The sequence below is a fragment of the Frateuria sp. YIM B11624 genome, from assembly GCF_049727805.1.
Lineage (GTDB): Bacteria > Pseudomonadota > Gammaproteobacteria > Xanthomonadales > Rhodanobacteraceae > Frateuria_A.
On sequence record NZ_JBCNYA010000006.1, the window covers coordinates 52,777 to 67,446 of the forward strand.

13 protein-coding genes are annotated in these 14,670 nt (G+C 70.9%); 7 read left to right on the forward strand and 6 right to left on the reverse strand.

Annotated features, from left to right (window positions below; genetic code table 11):
• Positions 1-34 precede the first annotated feature (34 nt).
• From AAIL17_RS04400 to AAIL17_RS04420, 5 genes are read left to right on the forward strand one after another with little or no spacing between them, the layout of a single operon-like run.
• Complete coding sequence (locus AAIL17_RS04400; protein ID WP_424681606.1) at positions 35-1,495, forward strand: glucoamylase family protein; 1,461 nt, start codon at positions 35-37, stop codon at positions 1,493-1,495.
• Complete coding sequence (locus AAIL17_RS04405; RefSeq protein WP_424681607.1) at positions 1,492-2,787, forward strand: sugar ABC transporter substrate-binding protein; 1,296 nt, start codon at positions 1,492-1,494, stop codon at positions 2,785-2,787. The genes AAIL17_RS04400 and AAIL17_RS04405 overlap by 4 nt, the downstream gene beginning before the upstream one ends.
• Entirely contained in the window at positions 2,784-3,662 is an 879-nt protein-coding gene (locus AAIL17_RS04410) for a carbohydrate ABC transporter permease (protein ID WP_424681608.1), read from the forward strand. The genes AAIL17_RS04405 and AAIL17_RS04410 overlap by 4 nt, the downstream gene beginning before the upstream one ends.
• Positions 3,659-4,480, forward strand: coding sequence for a carbohydrate ABC transporter permease (locus tag AAIL17_RS04415; RefSeq protein WP_424681609.1), 822 nt, complete (start codon positions 3,659-3,661; stop codon positions 4,478-4,480). The genes AAIL17_RS04410 and AAIL17_RS04415 overlap by 4 nt, the downstream gene beginning before the upstream one ends.
• Before the next feature lie 58 nt (positions 4,481-4,538).
• Positions 4,539-5,069 carry a gluconokinase gene (locus tag AAIL17_RS04420; RefSeq protein WP_424681610.1) on the forward strand — a complete coding sequence of 177 codons (531 nt, stop codon included), beginning with the start codon at positions 4,539-4,541 and terminating at the stop codon, positions 5,067-5,069.
• A 38-nt stretch (positions 5,070-5,107) separates the two neighbouring features.
• On the opposite strand, the gene AAIL17_RS04425 is transcribed toward AAIL17_RS04420, so the two are convergent.
• The 5 genes from AAIL17_RS04425 to AAIL17_RS04445 all read right to left on the reverse strand — a co-directional run bounded on the left by AAIL17_RS04425 (position 5,108) and on the right by AAIL17_RS04445 (position 9,649).
• Positions 5,108-5,941 carry a pirin family protein gene (locus AAIL17_RS04425; RefSeq protein ID WP_424681611.1) on the reverse strand — a complete coding sequence of 278 codons (834 nt, stop codon included), beginning with the start codon at positions 5,939-5,941 and terminating at the stop codon, positions 5,108-5,110.
• Positions 5,942-6,039: 98 nt separating this feature from the next.
• Positions 6,040-6,795 (reverse strand): DUF4336 domain-containing protein, encoded by a 756-nt coding sequence (locus AAIL17_RS04430; RefSeq protein ID WP_424681612.1) that lies wholly within the window; start codon positions 6,793-6,795, stop codon positions 6,040-6,042.
• A gap of 6 nt (positions 6,796-6,801) precedes the next feature.
• Positions 6,802-7,482 (reverse strand): YecA family protein, encoded by a 681-nt coding sequence (locus tag AAIL17_RS04435; protein WP_424681613.1) that lies wholly within the window; start codon positions 7,480-7,482, stop codon positions 6,802-6,804.
• A gap of 6 nt (positions 7,483-7,488) precedes the next feature.
• Positions 7,489-8,259 carry an exodeoxyribonuclease III gene (gene xth / locus AAIL17_RS04440; protein WP_424681614.1) on the reverse strand — a complete coding sequence of 257 codons (771 nt, stop codon included), beginning with the start codon at positions 8,257-8,259 and terminating at the stop codon, positions 7,489-7,491.
• A gap of 34 nt (positions 8,260-8,293) precedes the next feature.
• Entirely contained in the window at positions 8,294-9,649 is a 1,356-nt protein-coding gene (locus AAIL17_RS04445) for a cation:proton antiporter (protein ID WP_424681615.1), read from the reverse strand.
• A gap of 130 nt (positions 9,650-9,779) precedes the next feature.
• On the opposite strand from AAIL17_RS04445, the gene AAIL17_RS04450 reads away from it, so the two are divergent.
• A complete protein-coding gene (locus tag AAIL17_RS04450) occupies positions 9,780-10,730 on the forward strand; it encodes a glycosyltransferase family 2 protein (protein WP_424681616.1) in 951 nt (316 codons plus the stop codon).
• Positions 10,723-12,507, forward strand: coding sequence for a glycosyltransferase 87 family protein (locus AAIL17_RS04455; RefSeq protein WP_424681617.1), 1,785 nt, complete (start codon positions 10,723-10,725; stop codon positions 12,505-12,507). Before AAIL17_RS04450 ends, AAIL17_RS04455 begins: the two co-directional genes overlap by 8 nt.
• An 18-nt stretch (positions 12,508-12,525) precedes the next feature.
• Here the strand turns inward: AAIL17_RS04455 and AAIL17_RS04460 are convergent, their stop codons facing one another.
• Positions 12,526-14,592 carry a M3 family metallopeptidase gene (locus AAIL17_RS04460; protein WP_424681618.1) on the reverse strand — a complete coding sequence of 689 codons (2,067 nt, stop codon included), beginning with the start codon at positions 14,590-14,592 and terminating at the stop codon, positions 12,526-12,528.
• Positions 14,593-14,670 lie beyond the last annotated feature (78 nt).

Below are 14,670 nucleotides of genomic sequence, written 5' to 3' on the forward strand. Positions count from 1 at the left end.
TACCTTCCCCATCCGCAGACATCACGGTTCTTCGATGACCAAGCCATTGCTCGATACCTTGCGCGCCACCCTTGCCGGCCTGACGGTCGCCGTCACCGCACTGGCCGCTCCCGTCCATGCCGGCGAACGCAACACGTCGCTGGATTACGCTCACGCCACGCCGGCGCAACAACGCCTGGTCGACGACCTCGAACGACGCACCTTCGACTGGTTCTGGGACAGCGCCGATCCGAAGACCGGGCTGGTGCCGGACCACTATCCGGGCGAGTCGTTCTCCAGCATCGCCGCGGTCGGCTTCGGGCTGACCGCCTACGGCATCGGCGTGGAGCGCGGCTACGTCACGCGCGAGCAGGCGATCGAGCGCACGCTGGCCACGTTGCGTTTCTTCAAGGACGCGCCGCAGAACGCCAGCGAGGACGATGCCACCGGCTACCGCGGCTTCTACTACCACTTCCTGGACATGAAGACCGGCAAGCGCTTCGACCGCGGCGTCGAACTGTCGAGCGTGGATACCACGCTGCTGCTCGGCGGCGTGCTGTTCGCGCAGTCCTACTACGACCGCGACACGCCCAAGGAGAAGGAGATCCGCCAGCTCGCCGACGACATCTATCGCGCGGTGGACTGGCGCTGGATGCAGGCGCGGCCGCCGCTGATCAGCATGGGCTGGACCCCCGGCGGCAAGTTCATCCCGGCCGACTGGAAGGGTTACTGCGAAGGCATGCTGGTCTACGTCATGGCGCTGGGCTCGCCCACCCATTCGGTGCAGCCGGCGGCATGGAAGGCCTGGACCTCGACCAACGACAAGACCTGGGGCACGTACTACGGCCAGACCTTCCTCACCTTCGCGCCGCTGTTCGGCCATCAGTACAGCCAGGCCTGGATCGACTTCCGTGGCATCCGCGACGACTGGAACCGCGAGCACAACCTGGACTATTTCGAGAACAGCCGCCGCGCCACCTACAGCCAGCGCAACTACGCCATCGCCAACCCGGGCAAGTGGACCGGCTACGGCGCCGACGTGTGGGGCCTGACCGCCAGCAACGGCCCGGGCGACGTCGAGGATGGCGGGCGCGCGTTCAAGGGTTATTCGGCGCGCGGCGCGGGCCTGGACTACGTCGAGGACGACGGCACGCTCGCGCCCACCGCGGCCGGGGGCTCGATCGCCTTCGCACCGGAGATCGTGGTCCCCGCGCTCGATACGATGAAGCAGCGCTACGGCAAATCCATCTACAACCGCTACGGCTTCGTCGACGCGTTCAACCCGAGCTTCCACGACGCCGACGCCACGCTGCGCACCGGCAGGCTGGTGCCGTCGCTCGGCTGGGTCGACACCGTGCAGCTGGGCATCGACCAGGGCCCGATCGTGCTGATGATCGAGAACTGGCGCAGCGGCCTGGTGTGGAAGGTGATGAGGCGCAACCCCTACATCCGCAAGGGACTGGAGCGGGCCGGCTTCACCGGTGGCTGGCTGGACGAGGCGCCGCGCAAGCCATGAAGTCGCGCGTGCGCCGCCCGCGCCGATGGCTGCCGGCCGGCCTGGCGCTGATCGGCGCGTTGTTGGCGGGCGGATGCACGCAGCGCGACGACGCGCACACGCTGACCTTCTGGACCATCGGCCGCGAGGGCGAGGCGGTGGGCAAGCTCCTGCCCGCGTTCGAGCGCGAACACCCGGGGCTCACCGTGAAGGTCGAGCAGATGCCGCTGACCGCGGCGCACCAGAAGCTGCTCACCGCCTTCGCCGGCGACACCACGCCGGACGTGAGCCAGCTCGGCAACACCTGGCTGGCGGAGCTGGCCGCGGTGGGTGCGCTCGAGCCGCTGCAGCCGCGCGTGGACCGCTCGCAGGTCGTGCGGCAGGACGACTACTTCCAGAGCATCTGGGCGACCAACGTCGTCGACGGCACGCTGGTCGGCGTGCCGTGGTACGTCGACACGCGGCTGTTGTTCTACCGCCGCGACCTGCTGCACCAGGCCGGCTTCGACGCGCCGCCGCGCGACTGGGCGCAGTGGCGCCGCATGCTCGCCGCGCTCAGCCATCCGCAGCGCAAGACCTACGGCATCCTGCTGCCGACCAACGAGTTCGAGCAGCTGCTCTCGCTGGCGCTGCAGCAGCCCGAGCCGCTGCTGCGCGACGGCGGCCGCTACGGCAATTTCGAAAGCGCCGGCTTCAGGCGCGCGCTGGCCTTCTACGTCGACACCTTCCGCCTCCGCCAGGCGCCGGCGATCACCAACGTGGAGGCGGGCAACCCGTGGGACGAGTTCGGCCGCGGCGTGTACGCGTTCTACTTCTCCGGTCCGTGGAACATCGGCGAGTTCCGCAAGCGCCTGCCGACCGCCGAACAGGACGACTGGGCCACCGCGCCGCTGCCCGGTCCCGACGGTCCCGGCGCGGGACTGGCCGGCGGCTCCAGCCTGGTGATCTTCCGCCGCTCCGCGCACAAGCAGGAAGCGTGGGAACTCATCGAGTACCTCTCGCGGCCGCAGGTGCAGCAGCGTTTCTACGAGCTGCTCGGCGACATGCCGCCGCGGCGCGCCTCCTGGGAGGGCGACGCGCTGCGCAACGATCCCAAGGCACGCGCGTTCCGCGAGCAGCTCGAGCGGGTCCGGCCGGCGCCCGCCGTGCCGGAGTGGGAGCGCATCGTCAACGAGATGCAATTGGTCGCCGCGCAGGCGGTGGCCGGGCAGCTCAGCATCGACCAGGCCGCCGCCGAGATCGACCGCCGCGCCGACGACATCCTGGCCAAGCGGCGCTGGGTGCTCGACCGCGCGCGCGAGGCGGCGCCGTGAACCGCTCCCTGGCCGCCGGGCTGTTCCTCGCCCCCGCGCTGTTCGTGCTGGGCGTGTTCTTCCTGCTGCCGGTGCTGGCCGCGCTCGCGCTGAGCTTGACCGACTATGACCTCTACGCGCTGGCCGACCCGCACAACCTGCGCTTCGTGGGCCTGGGCAATTACTGGGCGTTGCTGCACCGGCCGCTGTTCTGGGCGGCGCTGGGCCACACGCTGTACTTCGTGGCGGTGGGTGTGCCGCTGTCGATCGGCGCCTCGCTGGGCGCGGCGCTGCTGCTCAACTCGCCGCTGGCGCGCGCGCAGGCGTTCTTCCGCACCGCGCTGTTCGCGCCGGTGGTGACCACCGTGGTCGCCACCGCGGTGGTCTGGCGCTACCTGTTCAACACCAAGTACGGCTGGATCAACTACCTGCTGGGCCTGGTCGGCATCGATCCGGTGGACTGGCTGGGCGATCCGCACTGGGCGATGCCCGCGGTGATCCTGTTCGCCGTGTGGAAGAACTTCGGCTACAACATGGTCATCCTGCTGGCCGGCCTGCAGGCGATCCCGGGCGAGCTCTACGAAGCCGCGCGCATCGACGGCGCCTCGGCCTGGCGGCGCTTCCGCCACATCACCTGGCCGATGCTCGGGCCGACCCTGTTCTTGGTGGCGATCCTCACCGTGGCCGGCTACTTCCAGCTGTTCGCCGAACCCTACGTGATGACCGAGGGCGGGCCGCTGCAGAGCACCACCAGCGTGCTGTACCTGATGTACGACGAGGGCTTCAAGTGGTGGAACCTCGGCTCCGCCTCGGCGATGGCGTTCCTCTTGTTCCTGGTCACGTTCGCGGTGACCGCGCTGATGCTGCGCGTGGCGCGCCGGCGGGAGGCGCTGTGAACCCGCGCGTGGCGAAGGCGCTGGTCAACGGCCTGCTGCTGGGCGGCGCGGCGGTGGCCGTGCTGCCATTGCTGTGGATGCTGTCGGCATCGTTCATGGCGCCGGGCGAGGCCAGCGCGCTGCCGCCGCCGCTGCTGCCCGCGCACGGCACCTGGGGCAACTACCGCGAGCTGTTCGCGAACGCCGGCATGGGGCGCTACCTGCTCAACAGCCTGGCCATCTCCGGCGCGATCACGCTGCTCTCGCTCGCCTGCAACCTGATGGCCGGCTACGCCTTCGCCAAGCTGAAGTTCCGCGGCCGCGAGCGGCTGTTCCAGGGACTGATCGGCGCGCTGGTGATTCCCGCGCAGGTGGCCATGCTGCCGTTGTTCCTGCTGCTCAAGTACCTGGGCCTGGTCAACACCTACGCCGGCGTGGTGGTGCCGGGCATGGCGACGATCTTCGGCATCTTCCTGGTGCGCCAGTACGCGCGCGGCATTCCCGACGAGCTGCTGGAGGCAGCGCGCATCGACGGCGCGGGCGAGGCGCGCATCTTCGTGCAGATCGTGTTGCCGCTGCTCAAGCCGATCATGGTGACGCTGGCGATCTTCACCTTCCTCACCGCGTGGAACGACTTCATGTGGCCGCTGATCGTGCTGACCGGGCGCGAGCACTACACGCTGCCGATCGCGCTGGCCTCGCTCTCGCGCGAGCACGCGCAGGACACCGAACTGATGATGGCCGGCTCGGTGGTCACCGTGCTGCCGGTGCTGGTGCTGTTCCTGGCGCTGCAGCGGCACTACCTGCAGGGGCTGTTGCTGGGCAGCGTGAAGGGGTGAGATCGCACGCACTGCGGCAAGCCGCTAAGGTCGGCGGACGATCCTGCAAGGAGCGGCGGTGAGCAAGCACCCGACGGCGGTGGTGGTGATGGGCGTCTCCGGCTCCGGCAAGTCCACCATCGGACGCCGGCTGGCCGACGCGCTGGGCTACGCATTCCTGGAAGGCGACGAGATGCACCCGCCGGCCAACATCGCCAAGATGAGCGCCGGCGTGCCGCTGGACGACGCCGACCGCGCGGCCTGGCTGGACGGGATCGCGCGCTGGATGGAAGCGCAGCAGGCCGCCGGCCGCAGCGCGGTGGTGGCGTGCTCGGCGCTGAAGCGGGCCTACCGCGAACGCTTGCGCCGGGCGGGGCCGGCGGTGTGGTTCGTCTACCTGGAGGTGGACCACCGGGAGCTGGCGCGACGCATGCGCGGGCGCGAACACTTCATGCCGCCGGAGTTGCTGGGCAGCCAGTTGGCGACGCTGGAGGAGCCGGCCGGCGACGAACCGGCACTGCGCATCGACGCCAACGGCACGATCGAGGCGACGGTAGCGCAGGCACTCGACGCCCTTGCGCAGCAGGGCCTGCCCGCGCCGCAATCGTAGAGTGGGTTGAAGCCCACCCTACGAATTTCGGCAACGCGTCAGAAGCGCCCGGCGCGGAAGTCGGCGATGGCTTCGTGGATCTGCTCGGGCGTGTTCATCACGAACGGGCCGTACCGCGCGACGCTCTCGTTGAGCGGCCGGCCGGCGACCACCAGCAGGCGCGCCGCGTTGGCGCCGGCGCCCAGGGTCAGACCGTCGCCGTCGGACAGCACCGCCAGTTCGCCGCGCGCCAGCGGCGCACCGCCCACCTCGGCCGATGCGCCCTCGAACACGTAGGCGAAGGCATGGTGCCCGGCCGGCAGGTCGAGCTCGAAGCGCGCACCGGCGCCCAGCGTGATGTCCAGGTACAGCGGCTCGGTGGCGACGCCCTGCACCGGGCCGACCGCGTCGCCCAGCCGGCCGGCGATCACCCGCGCCTGCACGCCTGGCGCCGGTTCGATCTGCGGGATGCGCTCCGGCGCGATGTCCTGGTAGCGCGGCGCGGCCATCTTGTCGGTGGCGGGCAGGTTCACCCACAACTGAAAGCCCCACATCAGGCCGTTTTCCTGCTGCGGCATTTCCGAATGCAAGATGCCGCGGCCGGCGGTCATCCACTGCACGCTGCCGGGACCGAGGTCGCCCTGGTTGCCGTGGTTGTCGCCGTGGCGCATGTGTCCGGCGAGCATGTAGGTGACCGTCTCGAAGCCGCGGTGCGGATGCTCGGGAAAGCCCGCGATGTAGTCGCCGGCTTGGTCGGAGCGGAACTCGTCCAGCAGCAGGAACGGATCGAGCATGTCCAGGTTGGGCTGGCCGATGATGCGCTTGAGCTTCACCCCGGCGCCGTCGTTGGTGTCGATGCCGCGTACGCGGCGGGTGATGGTGCGCTGGCTCATGGAAACGCCTCCGGCTGGGAAGGGACGTGCATGAGCATGCGGCCGCCCGAGGGCCGAGCCAAGCACGAGGGCGTGAACGGATTGTTCGCCGCAGGCTTCTAGCGGCGATCCAGCCAGGCGAAGGCGCGGCGCAGTTCGGCTTCGCCGTCCTGCATGAAGCAGCGGCCGTGGGCGAGGATGATCCGCTGCGGCCGCCAGGCCAGCATGCGCTCGAAACAGGCACGTGCCTCGGCCTTGTGGCCCAGGTAGGTCAGGCGCATGTCCAGCGGCGTCTTGCCGTCGGGCGCCAGCACGCCGCCGAGGCGGGCGATCCAGCGCATCGGCGCGTCGAGCCGGTCGGCCTCGAAGTTCTCGATCAGGTCGGCCAGCACCAGCGTGGCGCTGGGACGATGCAGGAACACCACTTCCTCGATCGCGCGGCTGCCCTTGAAGCGCAACTGGTCGAGCGTGCCGGCCCAGGCCGCGGGTGGCGAATCCTCCAGCTCCGCATCGAAGGCCACCTCGATGCGCTGGCTGGCGGCACGCTCGCGCACGCCGGGCGAGGCCCAGGCGATGGCCTCCGGGTAGCGCCGTTTCCACGCGGCGATGTGCGCGTAGTGCAGCTTGTTCGGCGAGACCAGGTGGCGCACCGGACCCAGTGCATCGACGGCATCGAACAGGCCCGCATCCGGCGCGATCGGCGAGTGGCACCACAGCCCGCCGTCGGGCAGGCGCGCCAGCGTCATGCGGGTCGGGAACGGTGCGCTCATGCCCAGCGGCGCGGCCATGCGCACGATCGGGCCGTCGACGATCCACAGCTCCGGCGCGACCGGCTTGAGCGTGTCGATGGGCTCGTAGAGCGCCGTCGCGGCCACGCCGGTTCAGTGCACCCAGTGACCGCTGCGCTGGCGCGGCGGCGGCGGCGCTTCCTCGCCCTCGGGCGCCGGGGCGCGGGCGAGCGCCGACAGCTCGGCCTCGGTGGCCGGGTGCTCGTGCCAGTAGTGGTCGACCGCGCCGAGCACCGGCGCCACCTGCGCCAGGCACTCGTCGTATTCCTCGTCGGTGAGCTTCTCGAACTCGGCCTCGGCGCTGAGGATGCCCTCGTCGACCGCCAGCGCCATCACCGGACCGAGCATCTCCATCAGCTGCGGATCCTCGGCCAGGCGCTTCTCCCACAGCGCCGCGCGCAGGTCGATGCCGCGGCTGAAGCCTTCGCACCAGCCGGCCGCCGAAAGCGTCGGGCCGGTGTCGGTGTCGACTTCGCCCAGGATCGGTTCGTAGGCGTCGACGTCCAGCTCGACGCGGATCGAGTCGTTCAACTTGGCGAGGAGTTCCAGCACGCGGTTGCCCTCGGCCTCGTCGGCGAAGGGGTCGTGCAGCACCTCGGGCAGCCATTCGTCCGGCAGCACCTCGAGCGGGCCGACCGCGATCGCCGAGAGCATGCCGTGCACGCCGTCGAGCAGCAGACGGCCCTCGTCGGCGTGGCCGCGCAGGTAGCGGTCCAGCTCGTCCAGTTCCTCGTCGGTGAGGGAGCTTGGCCATTCGGTGGAAGGGGTGTTCATCGTTCCTCAGATATCCAGATCGAGCGTCACCGGGGTGTGATCGGACGGCCGCTCCCAGGTGCGCGGCACGCGGTCGATGGCGCCTGCGCGCGCCGTGCCTTTCAACGCATCGCCGAGCAGGATCAGGTCGATGCGCAACCCTAGGTTGCGGCGGAAGGCGGCCTGCCGGTAATCCCACCAGCTGTGGTGGCCGGCGTCCTGTTCGAACAGGCGGAAGCTGTCGTGCAGGCCCAGCCCGGTGATCGCGGAAAGCGCGGCGCGCTCGGGCACCGAACACAGCACCGAGTCGCGCCAGGCGGCCGGATCGTGCACGTCGCGGTCGTCCGGTGCGATGTTGAAGTCGCCCAGCACCACCAGGTTGGGATGGCGTTCGTGCTCGCGCGCAATGAATTCGCGCACCTTGGCCAGCCAGTCGAGTTTGTAGTCGTACTTCGGATCGCCCACCGCCTTGCCGTTGACCACGTACAGGTCGATCACCCGCAGGTCGCCGACGGTGGCGGCCAGGATGCGCCGCTGCGGGTCGTCCAGGCCGGGGATGTCGGTGACCAGGTCGGTGGGCTCGTGCCCGCGCGCGAGGATGGCCACGCCGTTGTAGGTCTTCTGCCCGGAGAACACCGCGCGGTAGCCGGCGGCGGCCAGTTCGTCGACCGGAAACTTCGCGTCCTCCAGCTTGGTTTCCTGCAGCGCGACGATGTCCGGCTGCGCCTCGCCCATCCACTGGGTCAGTTGCGGCAGCCGCACCTTCAGCGAGTTCACGTTCCAGGAGGCGATCTTCATCGGCGCATTGTAGGGGATGCGCCGCGGGCGACGGTCAGTCGGTGCCGGCCTTGCGTGCGGCCGCCAGGCGCCGGTGCCGCCAGGCCAGCAGCGGCTGCGCGCTGAAGCCGTGCACCACCACGCTCAGGGTGATCGTGGTCACCGCCACGCCGGCGATCAGCGGCGCGGCGCGGCCGTCCAGCCCATGCACCAGCGCGTAGGCCAGGTAGTTGAGCCCGCCGATGCCGCGGATGCCCAGCCAGCCGAGCAGCAGCCGGCGCCGCCAGTGGAGTCGCATGCCGGCGGTGGTCAGCCAGGTGGCGAGCGGGCGGACCAGCACGAACAGCACGCCGGCCAGCCCCAGCGCCTGCGGCTCCCAGTGGCGCGCCAGCGCGATGCCCAGCAGCAGCACCAGCAGCGGCCCGAGCAGGTGCTCCATCACGCTGCCGAAGGTCAGCGCCTCGGCGACCACGTGGCCGACCGCCTCCACCGGCTCGTCGCGGTCGATGCCGCCGTCCAGCGCCGGCCGCACCACGAACTCGGCCGGCGGCATGCGGGTGATGTCGTGCTCGCGGCGCAGGCGCGGGTGCGAATGCTCGCGCACCACGCCCACCTCCACCCGGCGCATGCCCACGCCGGCGGCGAACACGGCCAGGAAGCCGAGTGCGCCGATCGCTTCGGCGGCGGCGTAGCTCAACGCGATCAGCCCGGCGGTGAGCAACGCGCCGGGGCCCGGATCGCGCCCGATGCCGACCAGCCGCGTGCCGAGGCTGCCGACCAGCCAGCCCAGGCCGAAGCCCAGCGCCACGCCCGCGCCCACGCCCCACAGCAGTTCGACCAGCGCCCAGTGGCCGAACGTCGCCCACGACAGCGGCCCCTGCAGCCAGATCAGCCCCAGCAGCAGGAACGGCATCGCGCTGCCGTCGTTCATCCCGGCCTCGCCGGAGATCGCCACGCGCAGGCCGTCGTGGTCGGCCGCGCTGTCCACCGCGATGGTGCTGGCCAGCACCGGATCGGTCGGCGCCAGCATCGCGGCGAGCAGCAGGGCGAGCGGCCAGTCCAGCCGCAGCAGCAGGTGCGCCGCCAGCGCGGTGCCCGCGACCGACAGCGCCATCGCCGGAAACGCCAGCCGCCGCGCCACCCGCCAGGGCCGCGCGCGCCAGGGCACGCGCAGCTTCAGCCCGCCGGCGAACAGCGAGATCGCCAGCGCAACCTCGGTCAGCCGTTCCAGCCACGGCGCGTCGGCCAGGAAATCGACGTCCAGCAGATGCAGGCCCCACGGGCCCACCACGACGCCCACCAGCAGGTACACCGCGAACTGCGTCAGCGGCAGCGGCCGGATCCACCCGGCCGCCAGCGACATGCCCAGCAGCAGTGCGCCGATGGCCGCCATCCATCCGAGAAAGCCCATGTCGGTTCCAGTCAGCCGGCGTGCCCGCGCATGGTCGCGGCGCAGGCATCGTGACGGCATGAAGGGCCGGACGGGCGCACCGGTGCACTAAGATGCCGGTCTCTTTACGACCCCGGCACAGGGACGGCACATGCAACAGGCAACGGTGGCGACGATCGCGGTGATCGTGCCCTGCCACAACGAGGAAGCCACCGTGGCCAAGGTCGTGGCCGACTTCCGCCGCGCGCTGCCGCAGGCGGCCGTGTGGGTGTTCGACAATGCCTCCACCGACGCCACGGTCGAGCGCGCGCGCGCGGCCGGCGCGCACGTCGGGCAGGTGCCGCTCAAGGGCAAGGGCCAAGTGGTGCGACGCATGTTCGCCGATGTGGACGCGGACGTGTACGTGCTGGTCGACGGCGACGACACCTACCCGGCCGAGGCGGCGCCGGCGATGGTCGATGCACTGCTCGAGCGCCGCCTGGACATGCTGGTCGCGCGCCGCGTCGAGGCGCCGGAGGCGGCCTACCGGCGCGGCCACCGCTTCGGCAACTGGTTGCTGACCTCCTGCGTGCGCACCATCTTCGCCAGCAGCTTCACCGACATGTTGTCGGGCTATCGCGTGTTCTCGCGGCGCTACGCCAAGACCTTTCCGAGCGACGCGGTCGGCTTCGAGATCGAGACCGAGCTGACCGTGCACGCGCTGGAACTGCACATGCCAGTGGACGAGATGGACGTGCCCTACCGGGCACGCCCGGAAGGCTCGGCCAGCAAGCTCAGCACCTGGCGCGACGGCTGGCGCATCCTGATGACCATCCTGGGACTGGTGAAGTCCGAGCGGCCGCAGGCCTTCTTCGGCGTGGGCACGCTCGCCTGCCTGCTGGTCTCGGGGGTGCTGGCGGTGCCGATCTTCCAGACCTATCTTGCGACCGGACTGGTGCCGCGTTTTCCCACCGCGATCCTGTGCGCGTCGCTGGTGCTGCTGGGCGCGATCCTGCTGGCCTGCGGGCTGATTCTGGACACCGTGACGCGCGGCCGGGTGGAGACCAAGCGGCTGGCCTACCTGGCGCAGCCGGCGCCGCGCGCTCCGCCTGGCCGTGCATAGCCGTCCGAACGAAGAGGACGCCCGCGCGTACCGGCGCGCCTTCCTCTGGCTGCCGCTGCTGCTGGGCCTGGCCTCGCTGGCGCTGGGCCAGGACAGCAACTGGGACCTGCGCAACTACCACCTGTACAACCCGTACGCCTGGCTGCACGGGCGCATCGGCACGGACCTCGCGCCGGCCGGCATGCAGAGCTACTTCAACCCGTTGCTCGACGTGTTCCAGGCCGGGCTGTACCGCGCTCTGCCCGCGCCGCTGGTGGGTTTCCTGCTCGGCTGGCTGCAGGGCCTCAACGCAATCCTGCTGATCGCCATCGGCCGGCGCGTGCTGCCCTCCGGCACCGCGGCCAGGACCGTGGTCGGCCTGGCTGCCGCCGGCTGCATGGCCGCCGGGTTCCTGTCGGAGCTGGGCAACGCGATGGGGGACAACCTCACGGCGTTGCTGGTGCTCGGCGGGTTCCTGCTGGTACTGGGCTCGGACGGGACCCACGAACGGCGCCGACTCCTGGCCGCAGGCGTGCTGGTCGGCCTGGCCACCGGCCTGAAGCTGACCAACGCCCTCTACGCCCTCGGCCTGGGCGTCACCCTGCTGCTGGTGCCCGCGCGGCAGGGCCGCCGGCTGCTGCCGGCGCTGTGGTTGGGCGTGGGTGGCGTGGCCGGGCTGGCGCTGACCTCCGGCTACTGGTTCTGGCACCTGTGGCAGCTGTTCGGCAATCCGCTGTTTCCGCAGTTCGGTTCGCTGTGGCCCAACCCGCTGGCCGCCGGCACGGGCGTGGCCGACCTGCGTTTCCTGCCGCGCACGCCGTGGGAGCGACTGGCCTGGCCGCTGCTGATCGCGCTCGAGCCGTCCCGCGTCAGCGAAGTGCCGCTGCCGCAACTGGCCTGGCCGGTGCTCTATGTGCTGTTCCTGGCGTGGGGCGCGTGCTGGGCCTGGCACCGTTGGCGCGCCTTCGAATCCACGCCGCTGCCCTGGCCTGCGCGCTGCCTGGCCAGCTTCGTGGGGCTGGGTTTCATTATCTGGATGGCGGTCTTCAGCATCTACCGCTACCTGGTGCCGATCGAGCTGCTGGCACCGTTGCTGTGCTGGGTGCTGCTGCGGCATCTGCTGCCGTCGCGGTGGCCGGCGCGCGTTGCGGTGGTGGTCGTGGCCGCCATCGCGGTCGTCGGCCTGGGTGGCTATCGCCATACCTGGGGCCACGCCGGCTGGGCCGACACCGCGTTCCGGGTGGAACAGCCGCCGCTGCCGCCGGCGGCCCTGGCGCACGGCACGGTGTTGCTGGTCGGCACCGAGCCGATGGCCTGGCGCATTCCGTTCCTGCCGGGTGCGCTGGCCTATGTCGGCATCGGCACCAACTTCCCGGCCGGGCCGGCCTACCGGCCGCGTGTGCAGGCGATCCTGCGTGAGCGCGGCGGAGAGGTGTGGGCGATGCTTCCCGCGGCGGATTATCCGCGCGGCAACTACGTCGCCAAGCTCAACGACGGCGCCGGCTGGCTCGGCTGGAACGACGACGCGGCCGGCTGTGCGCGGCTCGACCGGTTGCGCGTGCGCTTCCGCCTGCGTGCGGCGCTGACGGCGACGCCGGGGGGCGGTTGCCGCTTCACGCTGCGCGAGGAGGACCGCGTCGACCTCGCGCCGCTGGACCGCGCGACGCAGGCGCAGGCGCTGCAGGCGCTCGCGCCCTACCGCCTGCGCTTCGCGCCGGCCGGCTGCCGCCGCCTCGGCTCGTGGATCGGCCGCTCGTCGGTGCCGTACCTGTGGTGCAAGGTGGCGCCCGTCCGCTGATCGTTCAGGGCGACCCGCTCAGTGCGATTCCAGCAGCCCATGGCTGCGCAGCAGCGCCTCCGGCTCGGGCTTGCGGCCGCGGAAAGCGATGAAGCTTTCCAATGCCGGGCGGCTGGCGCCGACGGCGAGGATCTCGCGGCGGAAGCGCTCGCCGGTGGCCTGGTCGATCGCGCTGCCGCCGTGCTCGGTGAGCTCCTCGAACGCGCCGAAGGCGTCCGCGCTCAGCAGCTCGGCCCACAGGTAGCTGTAGTAGCCGGCCGCGTAGCCGCCCGAGAAGATGTGCGTGAACGCGTGCGGGAAGCGCTGCCATGCCGGCGGGTGCAGCACCGCGACCTGGTTGCGCACCTCTTCCAGCACCTCCATGGTGCGCGCGCCGCGCGCCGGGTCGTATTCCAGGTGCATGAGGAAATCGAACAGCGCGAACTCGAGCTGGCGCACGAGAAATAAGCCGGCGTGGTAATGCCGCGCGGCGAGCATGCGCTGGTAGAGCTCGTCGGGCAGCGGCTCGCCGGTCTGCCAGTGGCGCGCGAACAGGTCGAGCGCCTCGCGGTTCCAGCCGAAGTTCTCCATGAACTGGCTGGGCAGTTCCACCGCATCCCACTCGACGCCGTCGATGCCGCCGATCGAGGGCAGCGCGATCTCGGTGAGCAGGTGGTGCAGGCCGTGGCCGAACTCGTGGAAAAGGGTCAGCACGTCGTCGTGCTTGAGCAGCGCCGGCCGGCCCTCGGTGGGCGGGGCGAAGTTGCAGGTGAGGAAGGCGATCGGCAACTGGTGCTGCGCCTCGTCGTCGAAGCGCGCGCGGCAGACGTCCATCCACGCGCCGCCGCGCTTGCCGTTGCGCGCGTACAGGTCGACGTAGGCGCCGGCGAACACGCGCCCGCCGGCATCGCGCACGTCGTAGTAGCGCACGTCCGGGTGCCACACGTCGACGCCCTCGCGCGGTGCCAGCGTAATGCCGTAGAGCCTGCCGACCAGGCCGAACAGGCCGTCGATGACGGCCGGCAGCGGGAAGTAGGGCTTGAGCTGTTCCTCGTCCAGCGCGTAGCGCTGCTGGCGCAGCTTTTCCGATGCGTAGCCGACGTCCCACGGCTCGAGGTTGTCCAGGTCCAGCTCGGCCTGCGCCCACGCGCGCAGCTCGTCCAGCTCGCGCTGCGCGACCGGGCGCGCGCGCTCGGCGAGGTCGTGCAGGAACTCCATCACCTCGGTGGGCGAGGCGGCCATCTTGGTGGCCAGCGATTCCTCCGCGGCGTTGGCGAAGCCGAGCAACCGCGCAGCCTCGTGGCGCAACTTCATGATCTGTTCGATGCGCTCGCTGTTGTCGAACTTGCCCGCGTCCGGACCCTGGTCGGAGGCGCGCGTCTGGTAGGCCCAGTAGACCCGCTCGCGCAAGCCCCGGTTGTCGGCGTAGGTGAGCACCGCCTGCACGCTCGGCTGCTTGAGCGTCACCAGGAAACCTTCCAGCTCCTGCTCGGCGGCGTACTGGCGCAGCACCGCCCGGCCGGACTCGGGCACGCCGGCCAGGTCGCGCTCGTCGGTGATGTGCTCGTGCCAGGCCTCGCTGGCGTCCAGCACCGCGTTGGCGAATTCGGTGGACAGGCGCGAGAGGGCCACGCCGATCTCGCGGTAGCGCGAACGCGCCGGTTCCTCCAGCGCCACGCCGGAGAGCCTGAAGTCGCGCAACGCGTGCTCGACCAGCGCGCGCTCGGGACGCGGCAGCGCGGCGAACCCGGGCGCATCGGCCAGCGCCTGCACCGCGGCGTACAGGTCGCGGTTCTGGCCCAGCTCGATGGCGTGTTCGGTGAGCTTTTCCTCGGCCGGACCGTACACTGCGCGCAGCGCCTCGCTGTCGGCCACCGCGTGCAGGTGGCCGACCGGTGCCCACGCGTGCGCCAGGCGCTGCTCCAGCCGCTCCTGGGTGAGCATCACCGTGGCGAAATCCTTAGGCGCGCCGGATGCGGTGAGCGCCTCGATGCCGGCGCGGTAATCGGCCAGGAGGGCGTCGACCGCCGGCGTGACGTGCTCGGGCTTGATCTGCGAGAAGGCGGGCAGCGGCTGGTCGGCGAGCAGCGGGTTGGCTTGGTCCATGAAACGCTCCTTGGGATGCTTCAGCGTGGCGACCGGACTGGGCGAAATCAAGCCGCGCCAGCGCCGCCGTACGTGCTC

Bases quoted from the DNA above. Each gene is read 5' to 3' on its own strand.
- AAIL17_RS04400 (WP_424681606.1), top strand. From the start codon at position 35: ATGACCAAGCCATTGCTCGATACCTTGCGCGCCACCCTTGCCGGCCTG.
- AAIL17_RS04405 (WP_424681607.1), top strand. From the start codon at position 1,492: ATGAAGTCGCGCGTGCGCCGCCCGCGCCGATGGCTGCCGGCCGGCCTG.
- AAIL17_RS04425 (WP_424681611.1), bottom strand. From the start codon at position 5,941: ATGAGCCAGCGCACCATCACCCGCCGCGTACGCGGCATCGACACCAAC.
- AAIL17_RS04435 (WP_424681613.1), bottom strand. From the start codon at position 7,482: ATGAACACCCCTTCCACCGAATGGCCAAGCTCCCTCACCGACGAGGAA.
- xth (WP_424681614.1), bottom strand. From the start codon at position 8,259: ATGAAGATCGCCTCCTGGAACGTGAACTCGCTGAAGGTGCGGCTGCCG.
- AAIL17_RS04445 (WP_424681615.1), bottom strand. From the start codon at position 9,649: ATGGGCTTTCTCGGATGGATGGCGGCCATCGGCGCACTGCTGCTGGGC.
- AAIL17_RS04450 (WP_424681616.1), top strand. From the start codon at position 9,780: ATGCAACAGGCAACGGTGGCGACGATCGCGGTGATCGTGCCCTGCCAC.
- AAIL17_RS04460 (WP_424681618.1), bottom strand. From the start codon at position 14,592: ATGGACCAAGCCAACCCGCTGCTCGCCGACCAGCCGCTGCCCGCCTTC.